Origin of the sequence: Pandoraea sp. 64-18 (assembly GCF_001899225.1) — a bacterium.
Taxonomy (GTDB): Bacteria; Pseudomonadota; Gammaproteobacteria; order Burkholderiales; family Burkholderiaceae; genus Pandoraea; species Pandoraea cepalis.
Window position 1 is genome coordinate 138,569 of sequence record NZ_MKVU01000019.1, and the last position, 16,856, is coordinate 155,424.

Consider the following 16,856-nt stretch of genomic DNA (forward strand, 5'->3'; position numbering starts at 1 on the left):
GTTGGCCGCACCGCCTGGACGGTACTTTTTTAGAGGAAGCCCATTATGGACATCGGACAATATCAGCCCGAACTCGACGGTGAAGGCCTGCGCATAGGCATTGTGCAAGCACGATTCAACGACGCCGTTTGCACGGCACTTCGCGCCGCTGCCGTGGCCGAACTCGACCGCCTCGGCGTCGATGGCGACGACGTGCTGCTCGTCACGGTGCCCGGCGCATTGGAAATTCCGCTGGCATTGCAGAAGATGGCCGAATGCGGCCAGTTCGACGCGCTGATCGCGCTCGGCGCAGTCATTCGCGGCGAGACATATCACTTCGAACTGGTCTCGAACGAGAGCGGTGCCGGCATTTCGCGTATTGGCCTCGATTTCGGCATTCCCATCGCCAACGCGGTGCTCACGACCGAGAACGACGAACAGGCTGAAGCGCGCGCCGCCGAAAAGGGCCGCGATGCCGCCCGCGTGGCGGTAGAAATGGCCAATCTGCTCGAAGCGATCGACATGCTCGGTGGCGACGACGGATTGGACGAAGACGAAGACGAAGAAGAGGAAGATCGGTAATGAAGAGTGCTCGCCGCCGCGCGCGCGAATTTGCGCTGCAAGGATTGTATCAATGGCTGCTCTCGCGCGACCACGCGGGTGAGATCGATGCGCACCTGCGCACCACCCCCGGCTACGACAAGGCCGACCGCACGCACCTGGATGCCCTGTTGCACGGCAGCATCCGTGAGGCGGACGCCTTGTCGCAGCAACTCCAGCCCTACCTCGACCGCCCGGCCGCCGAACTGTCGCCGGTCGAGCATGGCGTGCTGGTCATTGGTGCCTACGAACTGATTCACCACCTGGACATTCCGTACCGCGTGGTCATCAACGAGGCGGTCGAACTCGCCAAGACCTTTGGCGGTGTCGAAGGCTTTCGCTACGTGAATGGCGTCCTCGACAAGTTGGCCGCGGAAGTGCGGCCAGACGAAGTCGCCGCGAATCGCAATGGCGGTCGCGGCAAAAGCGCATAGCCCTACGCGAGGGCTGCGCAAGGTATCGCAGGCCGGCCGGCCTGACGATTCCTCCCGCGTCGCGTGCACGCCGAACGGGGCAATCGCCCCGTAGCGTTCGCCCCGCAAGTCCCCCACCCTCTCCTTCCTGTCTCCCCCCCGACATCATGGATCGAACGCCCGACCTCGCCCCCGCCGCACTGAAGCTGGCGCAACGTGTCGACGACATCGCCCCGTTTCACGTCATGGAGCTGGCCAAGCAGGCTGCGCTGCGCGAAAAGGCGGGGCATCGCGTCATTCACATGGGCATCGGCGAGCCGGACTTCACGGCCCCCGAGGCAGTGATCGAGGCGGCGGTGAAGGCTATGCGTGACGGGCGAACCCAATACACGGGGGCGATGGGCATCCCCGCCCTGCGGGAGGCCATCGCCGGTTATTACCGTAGCTTTTACGGCGTGGAGGTCGAACCGTCGCGTATCGTCGTGACGGCCGGTGCATCGGCCGCCCTCGTGTTGGCGTGTGCCGCGCTGGTCGGCGTGGGCGACGAAGTGCTCATGCCGGATCCCTGCTATCCGTGCAACCGACATTTCGTCTCCACCTTCGACGGAAAACCCGTGTTGATCCCCTCGGGCCCCGCGGAGCGATTCCAGCTGACGGCCGAGCGCATCGAATCCCATTGGGGCGCGGCAACGAAAGGGGTGCTCCTCGCCTCGCCGTCGAATCCAACGGGCACGTCCATCGAGACAGCGGAATTGGCCCGCATCGTCAAAGCCGTGCGCGCGCGCGGCGGCTTCACGCTTGTCGACGAGATCTACCAGGGCCTGTCCTACGACAGCCAACCCACCACGGCGCTAACCTTCGGCGACGATGTCCTGGTCGTGAGCAGCTTCTCGAAGTACTTCAATATGACAGGCTGGCGCCTCGGTTGGCTGGTCGTGCCGCCGTCGATGGTGTCGACGTTCGAGAAGCTCGCGCAGAATCTGTTCATCTGCCCCTCCGCCGTGGCGCAACATGCGGCGACGGCCTGCTTCCAACCGGAAACGATGGCGATCTTCGAGGCGCGCAAGAATGCCTTCCGTGAGCGACGCGACTACATCGTGCCGGCGCTCGAGCGCCTTGGCTTCCGGGTTCCCGTGATGCCTGACGGTGCGTTTTACGTCTACGCGGACTGCACCGGCGTATCGCATCCGGACGCCGCCGACAGCGACCGCCTCACGCAGTCTCTCTTGCAACAAGCCGACGTCGTGCTCGTGCCGGGACTCGATTTTGGTTTTTCCGAGCCGCGCCGCTACATTCGCTTGTCGTATGCCACGTCGCTCGGTCAGTTGCACGAGGCGATGGACCGCATCGAACGGGTGTTCGCTGCCGGCTGAGTCGCCGGCCAGCCCCGTACTTGGGACGCAAAAACAAAAAAACCCATCGAATCACTTCGATGGGTTTTTTCTTGGGCCGCGATGGCGCTCTCTATAGAGAACCGTCGCGTGCCGACGGCTCGACGGGAAAAACGATGCACCGGCCCAGGCACACCACGCCGCCGATGGCCGATCAGGCGGCGGTGCTGTCGTCCGCTTCGAGCGACTTGGCGGCCGCCTTGCCCACCGAGGCCGCCGGCGTCGCCACCGAATCCGTCGGTTCGCCCGACTTGCCAGCCGAGACCGGTTTCGCCACAGGCTTGGCCGAGCTGACGATAACCGGCGCTTGCGGCGCGTTCGGCGAGACCTTGTGTCCCATGGCAACGCTACGCAGTCGATCGCGCTCGGCGAGTACCTTGGCACCGTATCCACCGTCGCCTGCGCTGGTCGACCCCACATAGCGGCGCAGACCACCAGCGAGCGAGCCGCCGCTGGCGATACATTCCTTCAGGATCAGCGCACCCACCTTGATGTTGGCAATGGGGTGCAGGGCCGCCTCGGGACCGCCGAAGTACTCAAGCTTGTCACGATGCACCTTCGACATCACCTGCATGAGGCCCTGCGCACCCACGGTACTTTCGGCGTACGGGTTGAAGCCCGACTCGATGGCCATCACAGCCAGCAGCAGCAGCGGATCGAGGCCGACTTCCTTGCCGGTCGAGTACGCCGCGCGCACGAGGTTGCCCGTGACGTCTCCGGCCACGCGATAGCGACGCGCCAGATAGTCGGCGACGGCGATTTGCTCGCGCGAGTCCAGCGGCTTGGTGGCGCGCGCATCGGCGGCCACACGCTGATTCGGAATATAAGCCGCGAGCACGGCGGCCGACGGCACGTGCTGCGCCGCTTGCGCCATCATCGACGCGTCCGACGGCGAGCGCTCAGCGACCACAGCGCCGTTGCCGCCCGGATCGGCCGCATGGGCGGATCCCGTGGCGGCCTCGAGCAGCGGACCGACTTGCGACGCCAGATCGGCGCGCCACGTCGGCTGCGCCCACAGCGCCAGCGTGCCGACCACGGCAACCAGGCCCACCGCGCTGGACGTATAGAGTCCAACACGACCGCCGTGCCATGCGAGGCGACGCCAATCGCGACGAGCCAAGGCTACCGTTGCCGTACCTCGCGCGCCGAGCGCACGAATCACGGCCAGTAGCCAGGGTGATAAACCAGACTTCTTCATACTACGTACTCCGGTTACGCCGTCACCACGGGGTGGCCCCGGGGCGTATGGAAATGAGCCGCGATGCCCGCCAGGCATCCCGTGTAACGCTCATTTACGGCATAGGGAACAAGGCGGGGCATCGTGTGTGTCTTGGACGATGCCACTACCGCCGCAGCACGCCGACCTGTTCAGGTCTCTGGCGCTGACGAGCTATTGCCCGCGCTGCTTCCTAAAACACTGGTTTCCCGACCTCGGTGAGAAAACCAGCGACTGAAAATCCACGTCAATGTTGTAGTTGTCGCTAAGCTTGAGCGGGTCGGCCTACCCGTCTTCAAAGCCGCCTTTTTGGATTCAACGGGCGGATTGTAGCAGCCATATATAAACAGTCAATACTATTATCACGACAGAACATTACCAAAAGTAATTTGTAACAGCTGTTTTGCCGTGACGTCTGGACACCTTGACCGGTAAAATGCCCTGCCTAAACCCCGCGTTTACAAGGGTGTCACTCCGACTTTCCTGGAATTCAAACGGCCGTTTTCACCGGCCGTATGAATTCCGTAAAAATTTTTGGTAACGGTTTGTTTCATGAAATATGTCGATCTTCGTGACTTCACCGCGCAACTGGAGCGATCCGGCCAGCTTCGTCGCATAGACGTGCCGGTATCGCCGGTGCTGGAGATGACGGCGCTCGCCGACCGCGTCCTCAAAGCGGCCGGCCCGGCGCTGTGGTTTGCGCGGCCGACCGGTTACGACATGCCCGTGCTGGCCAACTTGTTTGGCACCCCTGAACGAGTGGCGCTCGGCATGGGCGTCGATAAAGGCGAGAACGCGCTCGGTTCGTTGCGCGATATCGGTCGCCTGCTCTCGACGCTCAAAGAACCCGAACCGCCACGCGGGCTCAAGGATGCGGGCAAGCTGCTGGGCATGGCCAAGGCCGTTTGGGACATGGCGCCCAAGGAAGTCGGCAGCCCGGTGTGTCAGGAGATCGTCTGGGAGGGCGACGATGTCGACCTCGCGCGGCTGCCGATTCAGACCTGTTGGCCCGGCGATGCCGCCCCGCTCATCACGTGGGGCCTGGTCATTACCAAAGGGCCGCATCGCAAACGCCAGAATCTCGGCATCTACCGCCAACAGGTCATCGGACGCAACCAGGTCATCATGCGCTGGCTCGCCCACCGGGGCGGTGCGCTCGACTTCCGCGAGTTCGCCCAGGCGAACCCCGGCAAGCCTTTTCCGATGGCCGTCGCACTGGGCGCCGATCCGGCGACGATGCTCGGCGCCGTCACCCCCGTGCCCGATTCGCTGTCCGAGTATCAGTTTGCGGGCTTGCTGCGCGGCAGCCGCACTGAGCTGGCCAAGTGTTTGACACCGGGATTGGAGTCGCTGCGCGTTCCCGCACGTGCCGAGATCGTGCTCGAAGGCTTCATTTACCCCGCCGCGACACCGCCGCGCGCACCCGATGGCGCACCGCCGCCGCCGTCGCGCGGCGCGACAGCGGGTTACGCCCATGCGCTCGAAGGCCCCTACGGCGATCACACCGGCTACTACAACGAGCAGGAGTGGTTCCCGGCGTTCACGATCGAGCGCATTACCCTGCGCCGTAACGCGGTCTATCACTCCACCTACACGGGCAAACCGCCCGATGAGCCGGCCGTGCTCGGCGTCGCGCTCAACGAAGTCTTCGTGCCGCTGCTGCAGAAGCAATTCCCCGAGATCACGGATTTCTATCTGCCTCCGGAAGGCTGTAGCTACCGAATGGCCATCGTGCAGATGAAGAAGGCGTATCCGGGGCATGCCAAGCGCGTGATGTTCGGCGTCTGGAGTTTCCTGCGGCAATTCATGTATACGAAGTTCATCGTCGTGGTCGACGAGGACGTCGATATCCGGGATTGGAAGGAAGTCATCTGGGCCATCACCACGCGCGTCGATCCGACCCGGGATACGACGCTCGTCGACCAGACCCCCATCGACTATCTCGATTTCGCGTCGCCCACGGCAGGACTGGGCTCGAAGATGGGGATCGACGCGACCAACAAATGGCCCGGCGAAACGTCGCGCGAATGGGGACGCCCCATCGAAATGACCGCCGACATCGATGCGCGTATGGCTACCCTATACGCGGATCTCGGCTTGTAAGCTCGGTCCGGGGGCCGGGGCGCACCGAGCGTCCTACCCCCTCCCCCGGCATCTGACAGCGACATCACACCGCGCCGTGCCCAGTGGCGAATTCGCGCCTCGTTCGGGTCCGATATTCATCTGACCCTTTAATAATCTGTAATAAGGGCTTTCCCGCCCCCTGAGATCCGCATGCTGACTGGCTTGCGCGCATTTCGACCTGATGTCGGCGAACCCGATCCCATCGCGAAAGTGTCACAAAGTCCCACACAACGCCATTCCCTCGGGTAGAATCGCGCTTTTTTTCGCGAATGGGAACTCCGACCCCAATTCGGGGTAGCCGCGCTCGCAAGTACGCCGCGACGTGGAAATCGTTCGATATTCGCGAAACTCAGTAGCAGAAGTCAGAAGTCGCGCCCCGCCAGCGCCGCCCCCGAACCGTCACGCCCGTGCTGACGGCGACCGGCCTGCGGGAAATTTGTCCGCCCTCGCGCAGCGTACCGCCCGCCCTCATCGGGACCGGTGCCTGCCCCCCCCGGGCGTGGAGAAGACATCGAATGGATAACAATCAACCCCTCATGCGTAACATCGGGCCCTTCGCCCTGATGTTGACCGGTCTTGGCTCGATCATCGGCTCCGGCTGGTTGTTCGGTGCCTGGAAGGCCGCCAAGATCGCCGGCCCCGCCGCCCTTTTCGCGTGGCTCATCGGCGCCGTCGTCATCCTGGCCATCGCGCTCACTTACGCCGAACTCGGCGCGATGTTCCCCGAGTCAGGCGGCATGGTCCGCTACTCGCGTTATTCGCACGGCAGCCTCGTCGGCTTCATCGCCGCGTGGGCCAACTGGATTGCCATCGTCTCGGTTATTCCGATCGAGGCCGAAGCATCGATTCAGTATATGAGTACGTGGCCGTACGACTGGACGCACGCCCTGTTTGTCGACGGCACGCTCAGCACGAGCGGCCTCATGCTCTCCGCGCTGCTCGTGATCGGCTACTTCATGCTCAACTACTGGGGCGTGAAACTGTTCGCGCGCGCCAACACGGCCATCACGTTGTTCAAGTTCGCCATTCCGGCATTGACCATTGCCGGCCTGATGATCGCGGGCTTCCACCCGGGCAACTTCAACGTTGCGGAGCACGGCGGTTTCGCGCCGAACGGCATGTCGGCGGTGTTCACCGCCGTCGCCACGTCGGGCATCGTGTTCGCGTTCAATGGCTTCCAAAGTCCGGTGAACCTCGCGGGCGAAGCACGCGACCCGGGGCGCAGCATCCCGTTCGCGGTGGTCGGCTCGATCCTGCTCGCCACCGTCATCTACCTGCTGCTGCAAGTGGCCTACATCGGTGCGCTCTCCCCCGAACAGCTGGCCGGCGGCTGGCACATGGTGAGCTTCAGCTCGCCGTTCGCGGAATTGGCGATCGCACTCGGCCTGAACTGGCTGGCCATCGTGCTGTATTTCGATGCTTTCCTGAGCCCGAGCGGCACCGGCACCACCTATATGGCCACCACGAGCCGCATGATCTACGCGATGGAGCGCAACCGCACATTGCCCGCGATCCTCGGTCACGTGCATCCGCTGTATGGCGTGCCGCGCCCGGCGATGTGGTTTAACCTGGCGATCTCGTTCATCTTCATGTTCTTCTTCCGCGGCTGGGACTCGCTGGCCGCCGTGATCTCGGTCGCGACCGTGATCTCGTACCTGACGGGCCCGATCAGCGTGATGGCGCTGCGTCGCTCGGCCCCCGAGCTGCACCGTCCACTGCGCCTGCGAGGCCTGTCACTGATCGCACCGTTCGCCTTCGTGTGCGCGTCGCTGATTCTTTACTGGGCTCGCTGGCCGCTCACGGGCCAGATCATCGTACTGGTGATCGTGGCGTTGCCCGTCTACTTCTACTATCAGGCGAAGGATCGGTGGCAGGGTTTCGGCCGTGACCTCAAGGCATCGTGGTGGCTGATCGGCTACCTGCCGGCGATGGCGCTGTGCTCGTATATCGGCAGCAAGGAGTTCGGCGGTCTTGGCCTGCTGCCGTATGGCTGGGATATGGTGATTGTGGCCGCCATGTCGCTTGCGTTCTATCACTGGGGCGTGAAGGCCGGCTGGCGTACGCCGTACCTGGCGGGTGAGCGTGAAGAAGACGTCGCCAGCATGGAAGGCATGCCCGCGCTCTCGCACTAAGCGCTCCGAACATCGGCAGCGCCGACGGAAAAGCCCGCCTGCAATGCATTTGCGGCGGGCTTTTTTTACGTCATGTGCGGCATGCCGGGCACGCTCACCGGTGGGCGCGCCTACGCTCGACGAACAGGCTGTTGCCGAGCGCGCGCTTGGCCATCTTCTTGGCGTCGGCGGCCGCGGCCGAGACTTCCACGTGCGAGGGAAAGCTCTCCGGCGTGACCGCCACCACGCCGATCGACAAGCTCGTGATCGGGTGAAAGATGATCATGCCGCGACGATCTTCCGCTTCGAACCCGCCCGCCGCGATCTGATCCGGATGGAAGTATTCCGTCACGGCCTCGCCGAAGCGCCTGAGCGCCTCGCGGCAACGCGCCTCCCAATCGGGGCTGCGAAACACCACCAGAAAGTCGTCGCCACCGATGTGACCAAGGAAGTCGCGCTCAGGGTTGCGCACCGCCATGAGCACGCGCGCGACCAGTTGGATCAGGTCGTCGCCGCGCCGGTAGCCGAACACGTCGTTGAACGGCTTGAAGTTATCGAGATCGACATAGCAGGCGAAGAACGACTGCCGCTCACCGATCATGCGATCCATGTAGTCGTCGATCGGCACGTTGCCCGGCAGCAGCGTGAGCGGGTTGGCGTACCGCGCCGCGTCGAGCTGCATATCGGTGATGTGACGCATCAGCGCGTGGCCCTGCGCCACGCCCAGATATCGCCCTTGATCGGTGACGATCAAACCGCCCGCGATTTGCCGGCTGGCGCCTTCGGCAATCATGCGGCTCAGATCCTCAATGCGCGCGCTCTTGTCGAATGTGAGCGGGCGCGGCTCCATCACGGCCGAGCAAGGCTTGCGTCCGTAGAGTTCACGCGTAAAAGGCCGAGCGAACCGGCCGATCAGCGACGCGCGTCCGATCAATCCCACGGCACGGTCATGCTCGACCACCGGCAGCACGTCGAGCGTCGCATCGCTCTCGAAACGCGCCACGACATCTTCGCTGCGGATCTCCGGTGAGACTGGCTGCACATACGACGCGATTCGCTCCAGCGTCACATTGCCCGCACCGAGTTGACTCGGTTGTTGATGTACATAGGCGCGGCGCTCGTTGACAACCGCCCGCACGTGGGCCGTGATCGCCCGTTGCGGCTTCGCTTCCGGGCGCGCGATGAAATACCCCTGACCGAGGAAGATGCCGAGATCGCGCACGACCTGCAATTCCTCGGCGTGCTCGATGCCCTCCGCGATGACCCGCGTGCCGCTCGCCTCCGCGATCTGGCGCATCGACCGCACGAACTGGAGTTTGACGGTGTCGGTGTCGATGCCGTCGACGAAATGCCGGTCAATCTTGACGTAATCGGGCCGCAGCTCGGACCACAGCCGCAGGCTCGCATAGCCCTCGCCCATATCGTCGAGCGCCACTTCGAAACCCAGCGCGCGATACGCCGTGAGCGAAGCGCGCGTGCTTGCCAGATCCAGCGCAGGCGCATGCTCCGTGAGTTCGAGCACGACACGCTCGGGGGCGAGGCGCAGCGGCTGGAGCATGGCAAACGTTTCGTCGAGACCCAGCGATTCGCTCACGCCGCCGACCGGGTGCGCTCGAGTGACCGGACCGATGTTCAGGAAGAGGCGTTCCGGCAGGTCCTGCTCGACGAAGCCACGCAGCACCGTGCGACGGCAAGCCAGTTCGAGCGGCGCGAGCAGACCGTGGCGACGCGCGGCGGCGAACAGCGCCAGCGGCGAATGGATCGCCGTGCCGGCGGGCCCCCGCACCAGCCCCTCGTAGCCGGCAACGCCCGACGTGCGAAAGTCGAGAATCGGCTGGAACACGCAGGTCAGACCGATACCCTCGCACAGCTCGGCGAGCCATGCGGCCTCGTCGGGTTCCGCATCGGGCACTGACGCCGCGACGGACGTCGATATCGCATCGTGCAGTGTTCCAGGCGCGGCAAAGCGCTCCGGCGGACGTATCGCGACAGGCGGGGGAAGGTTCAACGGGAACTCCGTAGGTCGGTGCGGTGCGCCGCCATCATGCAAATCGCATTGCGTTGTGCGGGCATGTGCCGGGCGCGTCCATACCCATCGAAGGCGCGCTGCGCTTCGATGAAGCGTTTCACCCGTTCCCCGTGCTTCGCTTGCGGTAGCTGCTCTATGGCCCGTATCCGCGTCTGTTGACGGTGCCCGCAGGCACCGTCTTTTACTTGCCCTCAGGCTATCGCCGTTGTTTGACAAATCTGTGACAGTGTCGGATTTGCCACACACGCCGAGACGGCGAAACCCCCACCGTCGAACACCCTGGATATCCATCGCGTGCGCCCGGCATTCCTCCGGCGCGGAGACGAAAAAAAACGGCAACGCCGCAAAGCGTTGCCGTTGCCTCGCGAGGGTGCCGCCGACCGGCGCGCCCTCCCGAACTTACCAGGCGGTGACCACCGAGCCGCCGAACTTCTTCTCGATGAAGGCCTTCACTTCCGGCGAATGGTAAGCCTTGATCAGCTTGGCCACCCAGGGCTTGTTCTTGTCGGCCGTGCGAATGACCAACACGTTGGCGTACGGGCCGTTGGCGTCTTCGATGGCAATCGAATCACGCTTCGGGTTCAGACCGGCTTCCATCGCAAAGTTCGTGTTGATGACGGCCACCGCCACATCGTCGAGCGAGCGCGGCAGTTGTGCGGCGTCCAGCTCGACGAACTTCAGCTTCTTTGGGTTATCGACCACGTCGAGCGGCGTCGCCTTCAGACCGGCGTCGGCACGCAGCTTGAGCAGGCCCTGCTTCTGCAGCAACAGCAGGGCACGGCCGCCGTTGGTCGGGTCGTTCGGCAGCGACACCTTGTCGCCGGCCTTCAGATCGGCCAGCGACTTGATCTTCTTGGAATAGATGCCCATCGGGAAGATCACGGTCTTGGCGATCGACTCAAGCTTGTAGCCACGGTCCTTCACCTGGGCGTCGAGGTACGGCTGGTGCTGGTAGCTGTTCGCGTCCAGGTCGCCCGACGACAGCGCGGCGTTCGGTTGCACATAATCGCTGAACTCGATGACCTTGATATTCAGACCGTCTTTGGCCGCGACCTTCTTCACTTCATCGAAGATCTGCGCGTGCGGGCCGCCCGTGACACCGATCTTCAGATTGACGACATCGGCGGCAACCGCCGACGCGGCGAATTGCGTGGCGAAAACCGTAGCGGCACCGACACCGGCCAGCAGTTTGAAAAGCGTGCGACGTTGCATGGAAAAACCTCGTGTGTGTGATGTGCCGGTGCGCCGGCGACGTTGTTATATGAGATGTTACTTATGGCTCAGGCGACGCACCAGCCAGTCGCCGAACGTCTGTACCAACTGCACGAAGACGATCAGGATCAGCACGACGGTAATCATCACTTCGGGCAGGAAGCGCTGATAGCCGTATCGGATGCCCAGGTCGCCCAGACCGCCGCCGCCGATGGCGCCGGCCATTGCCGAATAGCCGACCAGACTGACGAACGTGATCGTCAGACCGGCCACGATGCCCGGCAAGGCCTCGGGCAGCAACACCTTGGTGACGATCTGGCCGGTGGTCGCGCCCATCGACTGCGCCGCCTCGATCAGGCCACGGTCGACCTCGCGCAGGGCCGTCTCCACCAGGCGCGCGACGAACGGCGCGGCGGCGATGGTGAGCGGCACCACGGCCGCCATCGTGCCGATGGACGAGCCGACAATCAGACGCGTGAACGGGATCACCGCGACGAGCAGGATGATGAACGGTGTCGAGCGCACCGCGTTGACGAGGATGCCGACGACACGATTGGTCGGCAGGTTTTGCAACACGCCGTTGCGATCCGTCAGATAGAGCAGCACGCCAAGCGGCACGCCGACCACGGCACCGATCAGGCCGGAAATCCCGACCATGATGAGCGTCTCCCAGAAGGAGGAGACGAAGAGATCGAACATTTCACTCCACATGGCTCAGCTCCTCAACGACAACACCTTGACTGGCGAGGAACGCCATGGCTTCGGCCACCCGGGCCGGGGTGCCGCCCGCCAGCACGGCGAGCGATCCGAACGCCTGCCCCTGGATCTCGTCGATCTGGCCGTGCAGGATGTTGAAATCGAGTTCGTAGCGACGAATCGCCTCGGAGAGCAGCGGCTGATCGACGCCTGCGCCGGAGAACGCCAGACGATACAGGTGATCGTGACCGTTGCCGATGCGCGACGCGACACGCTCGCGAACGCCCGCGGGCAGCTCCTGCGAAATCACGTCGCCGATAAGCGCACGCGTGACGTCGTGACGCGGGCGCAAGAACACTTCGATGACACGGCCCTGCTCGACCACACGGCCGGCATCGAGCACGGCGACGCGGTCGCACACCTGCTTGATGACTTCCATCTGGTGTGTAATCAGCACAATGGTCAGGCCCAGCTCGCGATTGATGCGCTTGAGCAACTCGAGAATCGAGCGCGTCGTTTCGGGATCGAGCGCCGACGTCGCTTCATCCGAGAGCAGCACCTGCGGCTCGCTCGCCAGCGCGCGGGCAATGCCCACCCGCTGCTTCTGGCCACCGGAAATCTGCGACGGATAACGATCCTTTTGTGCCGTCAGACCGACGAGTTCGAGCAGCGGCAGGATCTTCGCGCGAATCTCCGCCGCCGACAGACCCGCCAACTCCAGCGGCAACGCCACATTCTCGTAGACGGTGCGCGAGTTGAGCAGGTTGAAGTGCTGGAAGATCATGCCGATGCGGCGGCGCGCCTGACGCAGCGCGTCGGACGACAGCGACGTGAGGTCCTGCCCGTCAACGCGCACGCTGCCGTCGCTCGGGCGATTGAGCAGATTGATGACACGCACGAGCGTGCTCTTGCCGGCGCCGCTTCGGCCAATGATGCCGAAGACTTCGCCGCGCTCGATCGACAGGCTGATGTTGGAAAGCGCGTCGATCGGCCCCTTGGGCCCAGCGAAACGCTGGGTAATGTTCTGGAGTTCGATCATGCAAAAAAATAGCAGCCCCACTGCTTAAACCGCCCGCAGTGCCGCCGCCTTGACTCGATATTCAGTGCAAAGACAACATTCTAGCCCATGCATCTAAATAGATGAAAATAATAAAACTTGATCTCCTTATATCGGATTTCGACTGAACCTGAAGGCGATCACGCTTGTCTGCGAGAGGCGAAGTCGTCGAGCACTTCGATCACGCGGTCAAATTCGAGCGATTTGTCGAAGAAGTACTGCACGCCCAGTTGCTGGCAACGCTTGCGGTACGTGGCCAATGCATAGTTCGTGAGCACGATGGCCATCAGTTGGGGCAGCAGTCCCGCGTCGTGCAGGTAGGAGAGCACGTCCATGCCCGAGCCGCGTCGCAGTTGAATATCGACGATCACCGCGTCGAACGAATCTTCCTGGAGTGTGCGGACCGCGTCGTCGGCCGTCTCTGCCACGCCTGTCACCTGGAGCATCCCGGTCGAACCGAGCGCTTCGGACAGGCTCTCGCGGATGACCGCCGAGTCTTCGATCAAGAGCACCTTGAGGGGCAAACCGGACCCCGTATGCGTTGCCGCGTTCCCGGTTGGCATGACAACCTCGCTATCAACTGATCAAGCCGTTCTTGAGCGCGTAGAGCGTCAGGTCGGCATTGGTTTTCAAATGCATCTTTTCCAGCACGCGCGCGCGATACGTGCTGACGGTCTTTACCGACAGATGCAACTCGTCCGCAATTTCGGTGGGCGTGCGGCCCTGCGCGAGCTTGCAGAACACCTGGAACTCGCGCTCCGAGAGTTGCTCGTGGATCGGCTCGTCGCCCGGCTGGTCCAGCTTCTGCGCGAGCAGGTCGGCGGTACCTTCGCTGACATAGCGGTGGCCGCGCGCCACTGTGCGGATAGCCCGGATGATTTCCTCGGGCGCCGCATCCTTCATCAGATATCCGTTCGCGCCGGCGCGCAGCAGGTTGACCGCATACTGCGCTTCAGGATACGTCGACAGGAACAGTACGCCCTGCGCCGGGCGCAGTTGTTTGATCACGCGCAACGTGTCGATACCGTTCTTGTCAGGCATGGCGATATCCAGCAACACGACGTCGAAGGCTGTATCGCGAACCGCACGGATCACTTCGTCGCCGCTCGCCGCTTCGCCCAGCACTTCCATGTCCGACTCGTCGGCAATGAATTGCTTGAAGCCGGTACGGACAATCGCGTGGTCGTCGGCAATCAGGATTTTTATTGTTGTCGGTGACATCTAAGCTCCAGTGACGCTCGGTCGCTCGAATAATGAATCATCTGCCGGTAACTCTCAATGGTGCCGCACGAGATCCTGCGCCTCCACAGCCAGCATGCCGGGCCGCCTGGCGAGCTGCCCGGGCGGCCCCAGACGTCATCTATCGTCGGAACACCCCAAAGAGAAGTGTGACCAGGAAGATCACCAGAAAGATGAAGAACAGGATCTTTGCGATCTCTGCGGCACCGACGGCGATTCCCGTAAAGCCGAACACTGCAGCGATCAACGCGATCACGAAAAAAACGACAGCATAGTGAAGCATCGCAACCTCCTTGTAGGGGAACGGGCCGCGCGCGTCTGCATGACGCGTCACAGTATCGCTTCAGCGCACGGACAAGCCCCGTGCGGCAGCGCTCCGTCTAATCGACGATCTTCTTGGCGACAGTCAGTCCAAGCAGCAGGAAGATCACAAACAGCACCAGGAACAGCACGAACAGAATCTTCGCGATCCCGGCGGCACCCGCGGCGATCCCGGTGAAGCCCAACAGGCCCGCCACGATCGAGATCAGTGCGAACATCAACGCCCACTTCAACATAGCGCTCTCCTCGGTCAATGCATCGTTTCCCGGAGACTTCGTTCGCCTCCGACGGCGCGACACCGGTTTGCGCAACGCGGCGCGAACCCTCGGACGCTGAGTGAATGGTAGAAAAACGGCGCGTAGGCGACTGCCCGGACCCCGCTGGTTTTTGCGTAGGAATTGACTGACAATTCGCGAAACAACGCGATTTTCGACTTATGATCGAAACGCGTTCGATCATCGGTATTCCCTGCACGCCCCTCCTCAACACCTCGCCACAGGCCCTCATGTCTCGATTGCTCACGTCCTGGTTGCGTCGCCGAAGCTGGATCATCGCCATGATCGCGGCGATCGCCATCACCGTTGGCAGCCTGATCGGGCTGGAGTCTGCGCACCGCCGACTGGCGTCCACCTACGAGGCGGCCTTGCAGGCCATGACCGCGGCCAACGAACTCAACGAGATCATGGCGCGCACGTCGACCGTGGTGTCGAGCCAACGCGGCTATTTGCTCACGAACGACCCGATCTATCTCGATCCCTACCTGTCGGCCGTGCGTCGCATTCGTGATCTCGCCGCCCTGATCGTCCGGCATTACGAAGCCACGGGCGACACGCAGGCCACGAAGGACTTTGCCAATGTGATGACGCTGTTCTCGCAGCGCATCACCGCCATGGAAACGGCGCGCGCGGCGGTCAAGCAAGGGGAGATGAATTTCGAAGAGGCGCTCTCGCCTGCCAATCTCGGCATCGGCACGATGGAGCCGGTGCAAGACGGCATCACCGACCTATACAACCGCGAGCTGGCGCGCGCGCGCGCCGCACAGGACGACGGGCGCTTCGATCAGGCGATCTCGGCGATAAGCGCCGGCGCGCTCTCGGTACTCACCATCCTGTTGTTCGTGCTGCTGTTTCGTTCCCTCGGCCGGCAGATGCGGCAGGAGCGACTCGCGCGCGACCGGTTGAGCGAACAGCAAGCGCATCTGGATCGCGTCGTGCGTGAGCGCACCGAGCAACTGGACGAGTTGGCCACCCACTTGCAGAACGTCAGCGAAGACGAGAAGACCCGTCTGTCGCGCGAGCTGCACGACGAACTCGGCGCGATTCTCACCGCCTGCAAGATGGACGTGACCTGGGCGCATCACAAGCTGCGCAACGTCGATCCGGTGATTGCCGAGAAACTCGCTCGCGCGCAACGCAATCTCGACGCCGGCATTCAGACGAAGCGCCGCATCATCGAGAATCTTCGTCCGACGGTGCTGATCAACTTCGGTCTCGTGACGGCGTTGCGCTCGCTCGCCGAGGAAACCGCCGATCAACAGCACTGGCAGCTCGATCTCGACCTGCCCGAAGAGGACTTCGCCCTGCCGGAGTCGACGGCCATCGTGCTGTTCCGCGTTGCCCAGGAAGCGCTCACGAACGCGGGCAAGTACGCGCGTGCCACCACCGTGCGCGTGGCCCTGGCATGCGACGATCAGCGGGTGCGTCTCGAAGTCATCGACAACGGTATCGGTCTCACGCCGGATCAGTTCAACAAGCCCAAGACACACGGCCTGTTCGGCATGCGCCAACGGGTCTCGGCCAAGGGCGGACGCATCGACATTCACTCGCTGCCGCTGCGAATCGGCACCGAGATCCAGGTCGTGCTGCCGCTGTGCAATCCGGCGGACGCGCCCAACATCGCGACCGAAGTCACCGAAAGCACCGCCACACAGACACCTGCCCCCGAGAAGCCCGACGACGGCGCGAGCGCCTCGCCGCAAACGCCTTGATCCCCTGATCCTCAAACTGGCGCCCTGGGTACTGCGTCCTCGATACCGAGCACGTCGGAATGCGCCGACAGCGCAACCCGACGCCACCTACGCCGCGATGCTATCGCGGCTGACATCGCGAACACTTCGCACTCCCTACCATGGAATCTCGTGCCGCATCGAAAGCGCGGCAACGAGGCGCGCCGCTTTGCGTGCCGATGCGATGAAAATTCTCCGAACCGAACCTATCCCAACCCAATATGAAGGAGTTGCTATGAACTCGGATCTGATCAAGGGCAAGTGGAACCAACTCAAGGGCGAAGCGAAGAAGCAGTGGGGCAACCTGACGGATGACGATCTGCTCAAGATCGAAGGCAACCGCGACAAGTTCGTAGGGACGATCCAGGAACGATACGGCAAGGCGAAGGCCGAAGCCGAACGCGAAGTCGACACGTGGAACGACCAACACAAGCTTTGGTAAGCGCTTGCCGCCGTGCCCGCC

Annotated in this window: 16 protein-coding genes; 7 read left to right on the plus strand and 9 right to left on the minus strand. The window is 63.1% G+C overall.

Annotated elements, in window-relative coordinates:
* Positions 1-45 precede the first annotated feature (45 nt).
* From ribH to BGP02_RS16775, 3 genes are all read left to right on the plus strand, one after another.
* Positions 46-561: a 6,7-dimethyl-8-ribityllumazine synthase gene (ribH, locus tag BGP02_RS16765; protein WP_130025116.1), complete on the plus strand. Its 516-nt coding sequence runs from the start codon at positions 46-48 to the stop codon at positions 559-561.
* The gene (nusB, locus tag BGP02_RS16770) at positions 561-1,013 is read left to right on the plus strand and encodes a transcription antitermination factor NusB (protein WP_017235285.1); all 453 of its coding nucleotides are present in this window, start codon (positions 561-563) and stop codon (positions 1,011-1,013) included. Before ribH ends, nusB begins: the two co-directional genes overlap by 1 nt.
* A gap of 146 nt (positions 1,014-1,159) precedes the next feature.
* A complete protein-coding gene (locus BGP02_RS16775; protein WP_150563196.1) occupies positions 1,160-2,365 on the plus strand; it encodes a pyridoxal phosphate-dependent aminotransferase in 1,206 nt (401 codons plus the stop codon).
* A gap of 172 nt (positions 2,366-2,537) precedes the next feature.
* Here the strand turns inward: BGP02_RS16775 and BGP02_RS16780 are convergent, their stop codons facing one another.
* A complete protein-coding gene (locus BGP02_RS16780) occupies positions 2,538-3,581 on the minus strand; it encodes a lytic transglycosylase domain-containing protein (protein ID WP_051060320.1) in 1,044 nt (347 codons plus the stop codon).
* 570 nt (positions 3,582-4,151) lie between these two features.
* On the opposite strand from BGP02_RS16780, the gene BGP02_RS16785 reads away from it, so the two are divergent.
* Both BGP02_RS16785 and BGP02_RS16790 read left to right on the plus strand, forming a co-directional pair.
* Positions 4,152-5,702 carry a UbiD family decarboxylase gene (locus tag BGP02_RS16785; RefSeq protein WP_286798871.1) on the plus strand — a complete coding sequence of 517 codons (1,551 nt, stop codon included), beginning with the start codon at positions 4,152-4,154 and terminating at the stop codon, positions 5,700-5,702.
* Between the two features lie 536 nt (positions 5,703-6,238).
* Positions 6,239-7,855, plus strand: a complete 1,617-nt coding sequence (locus BGP02_RS16790) for an APC family permease (protein ID WP_017235281.1) — start codon at positions 6,239-6,241, stop codon at positions 7,853-7,855.
* Between the two features lie 94 nt (positions 7,856-7,949).
* Here the strand turns inward: BGP02_RS16790 and BGP02_RS16795 are convergent, their stop codons facing one another.
* From BGP02_RS16795 to BGP02_RS16830, 8 genes are all read right to left on the minus strand, one after another.
* The gene (locus tag BGP02_RS16795; RefSeq protein ID WP_261939140.1) at positions 7,950-9,842 is read right to left on the minus strand and encodes an EAL domain-containing protein; all 1,893 of its coding nucleotides are present in this window, start codon (positions 9,840-9,842) and stop codon (positions 7,950-7,952) included.
* Positions 9,843-10,262: 420 nt separating this feature from the next.
* Positions 10,263-11,075: a MetQ/NlpA family ABC transporter substrate-binding protein gene (locus tag BGP02_RS16800; RefSeq protein WP_017235279.1), complete on the minus strand. Its 813-nt coding sequence runs from the start codon at positions 11,073-11,075 to the stop codon at positions 10,263-10,265.
* Between the two features lie 57 nt (positions 11,076-11,132).
* A complete protein-coding gene (locus BGP02_RS16805) occupies positions 11,133-11,786 on the minus strand; it encodes a methionine ABC transporter permease (protein ID WP_017235278.1) in 654 nt (217 codons plus the stop codon).
* Entirely contained in the window at positions 11,776-12,810 is a 1,035-nt protein-coding gene (locus BGP02_RS16810) for a methionine ABC transporter ATP-binding protein (protein ID WP_026132220.1), read from the minus strand. Before BGP02_RS16810 ends, BGP02_RS16805 begins: the two co-directional genes overlap by 11 nt.
* 158 nt (positions 12,811-12,968) lie before the next feature.
* Positions 12,969-13,391: a response regulator gene (locus BGP02_RS16815; RefSeq protein WP_017235276.1), complete on the minus strand. Its 423-nt coding sequence runs from the start codon at positions 13,389-13,391 to the stop codon at positions 12,969-12,971.
* Positions 13,392-13,404: 13 nt separating this feature from the next.
* A complete protein-coding gene (locus BGP02_RS16820; RefSeq protein WP_017235275.1) occupies positions 13,405-14,049 on the minus strand; it encodes a response regulator in 645 nt (214 codons plus the stop codon).
* A 139-nt stretch (positions 14,050-14,188) separates the two neighbouring features.
* Complete coding sequence (locus BGP02_RS16825; protein ID WP_017235274.1) at positions 14,189-14,350, minus strand: DUF1328 domain-containing protein; 162 nt, start codon at positions 14,348-14,350, stop codon at positions 14,189-14,191.
* A 97-nt stretch (positions 14,351-14,447) separates the two neighbouring features.
* Positions 14,448-14,624: a DUF1328 family protein gene (locus BGP02_RS16830; RefSeq protein ID WP_017235273.1), complete on the minus strand. Its 177-nt coding sequence runs from the start codon at positions 14,622-14,624 to the stop codon at positions 14,448-14,450.
* Between the two features lie 200 nt (positions 14,625-14,824).
* Between BGP02_RS16830 and BGP02_RS16835 the strand changes: the two genes are divergently transcribed.
* Together BGP02_RS16835 and BGP02_RS16840 are read left to right on the plus strand one after the other, a co-directional pair.
* Positions 14,825-16,375, plus strand: coding sequence for a sensor histidine kinase (locus BGP02_RS16835; protein WP_286798872.1), 1,551 nt, complete (start codon positions 14,825-14,827; stop codon positions 16,373-16,375).
* 253 nt (positions 16,376-16,628) lie between these two features.
* Positions 16,629-16,835: a CsbD family protein gene (locus tag BGP02_RS16840; RefSeq protein WP_017235271.1), complete on the plus strand. Its 207-nt coding sequence runs from the start codon at positions 16,629-16,631 to the stop codon at positions 16,833-16,835.
* Positions 16,836-16,856: the final 21 nt, after the last annotated feature.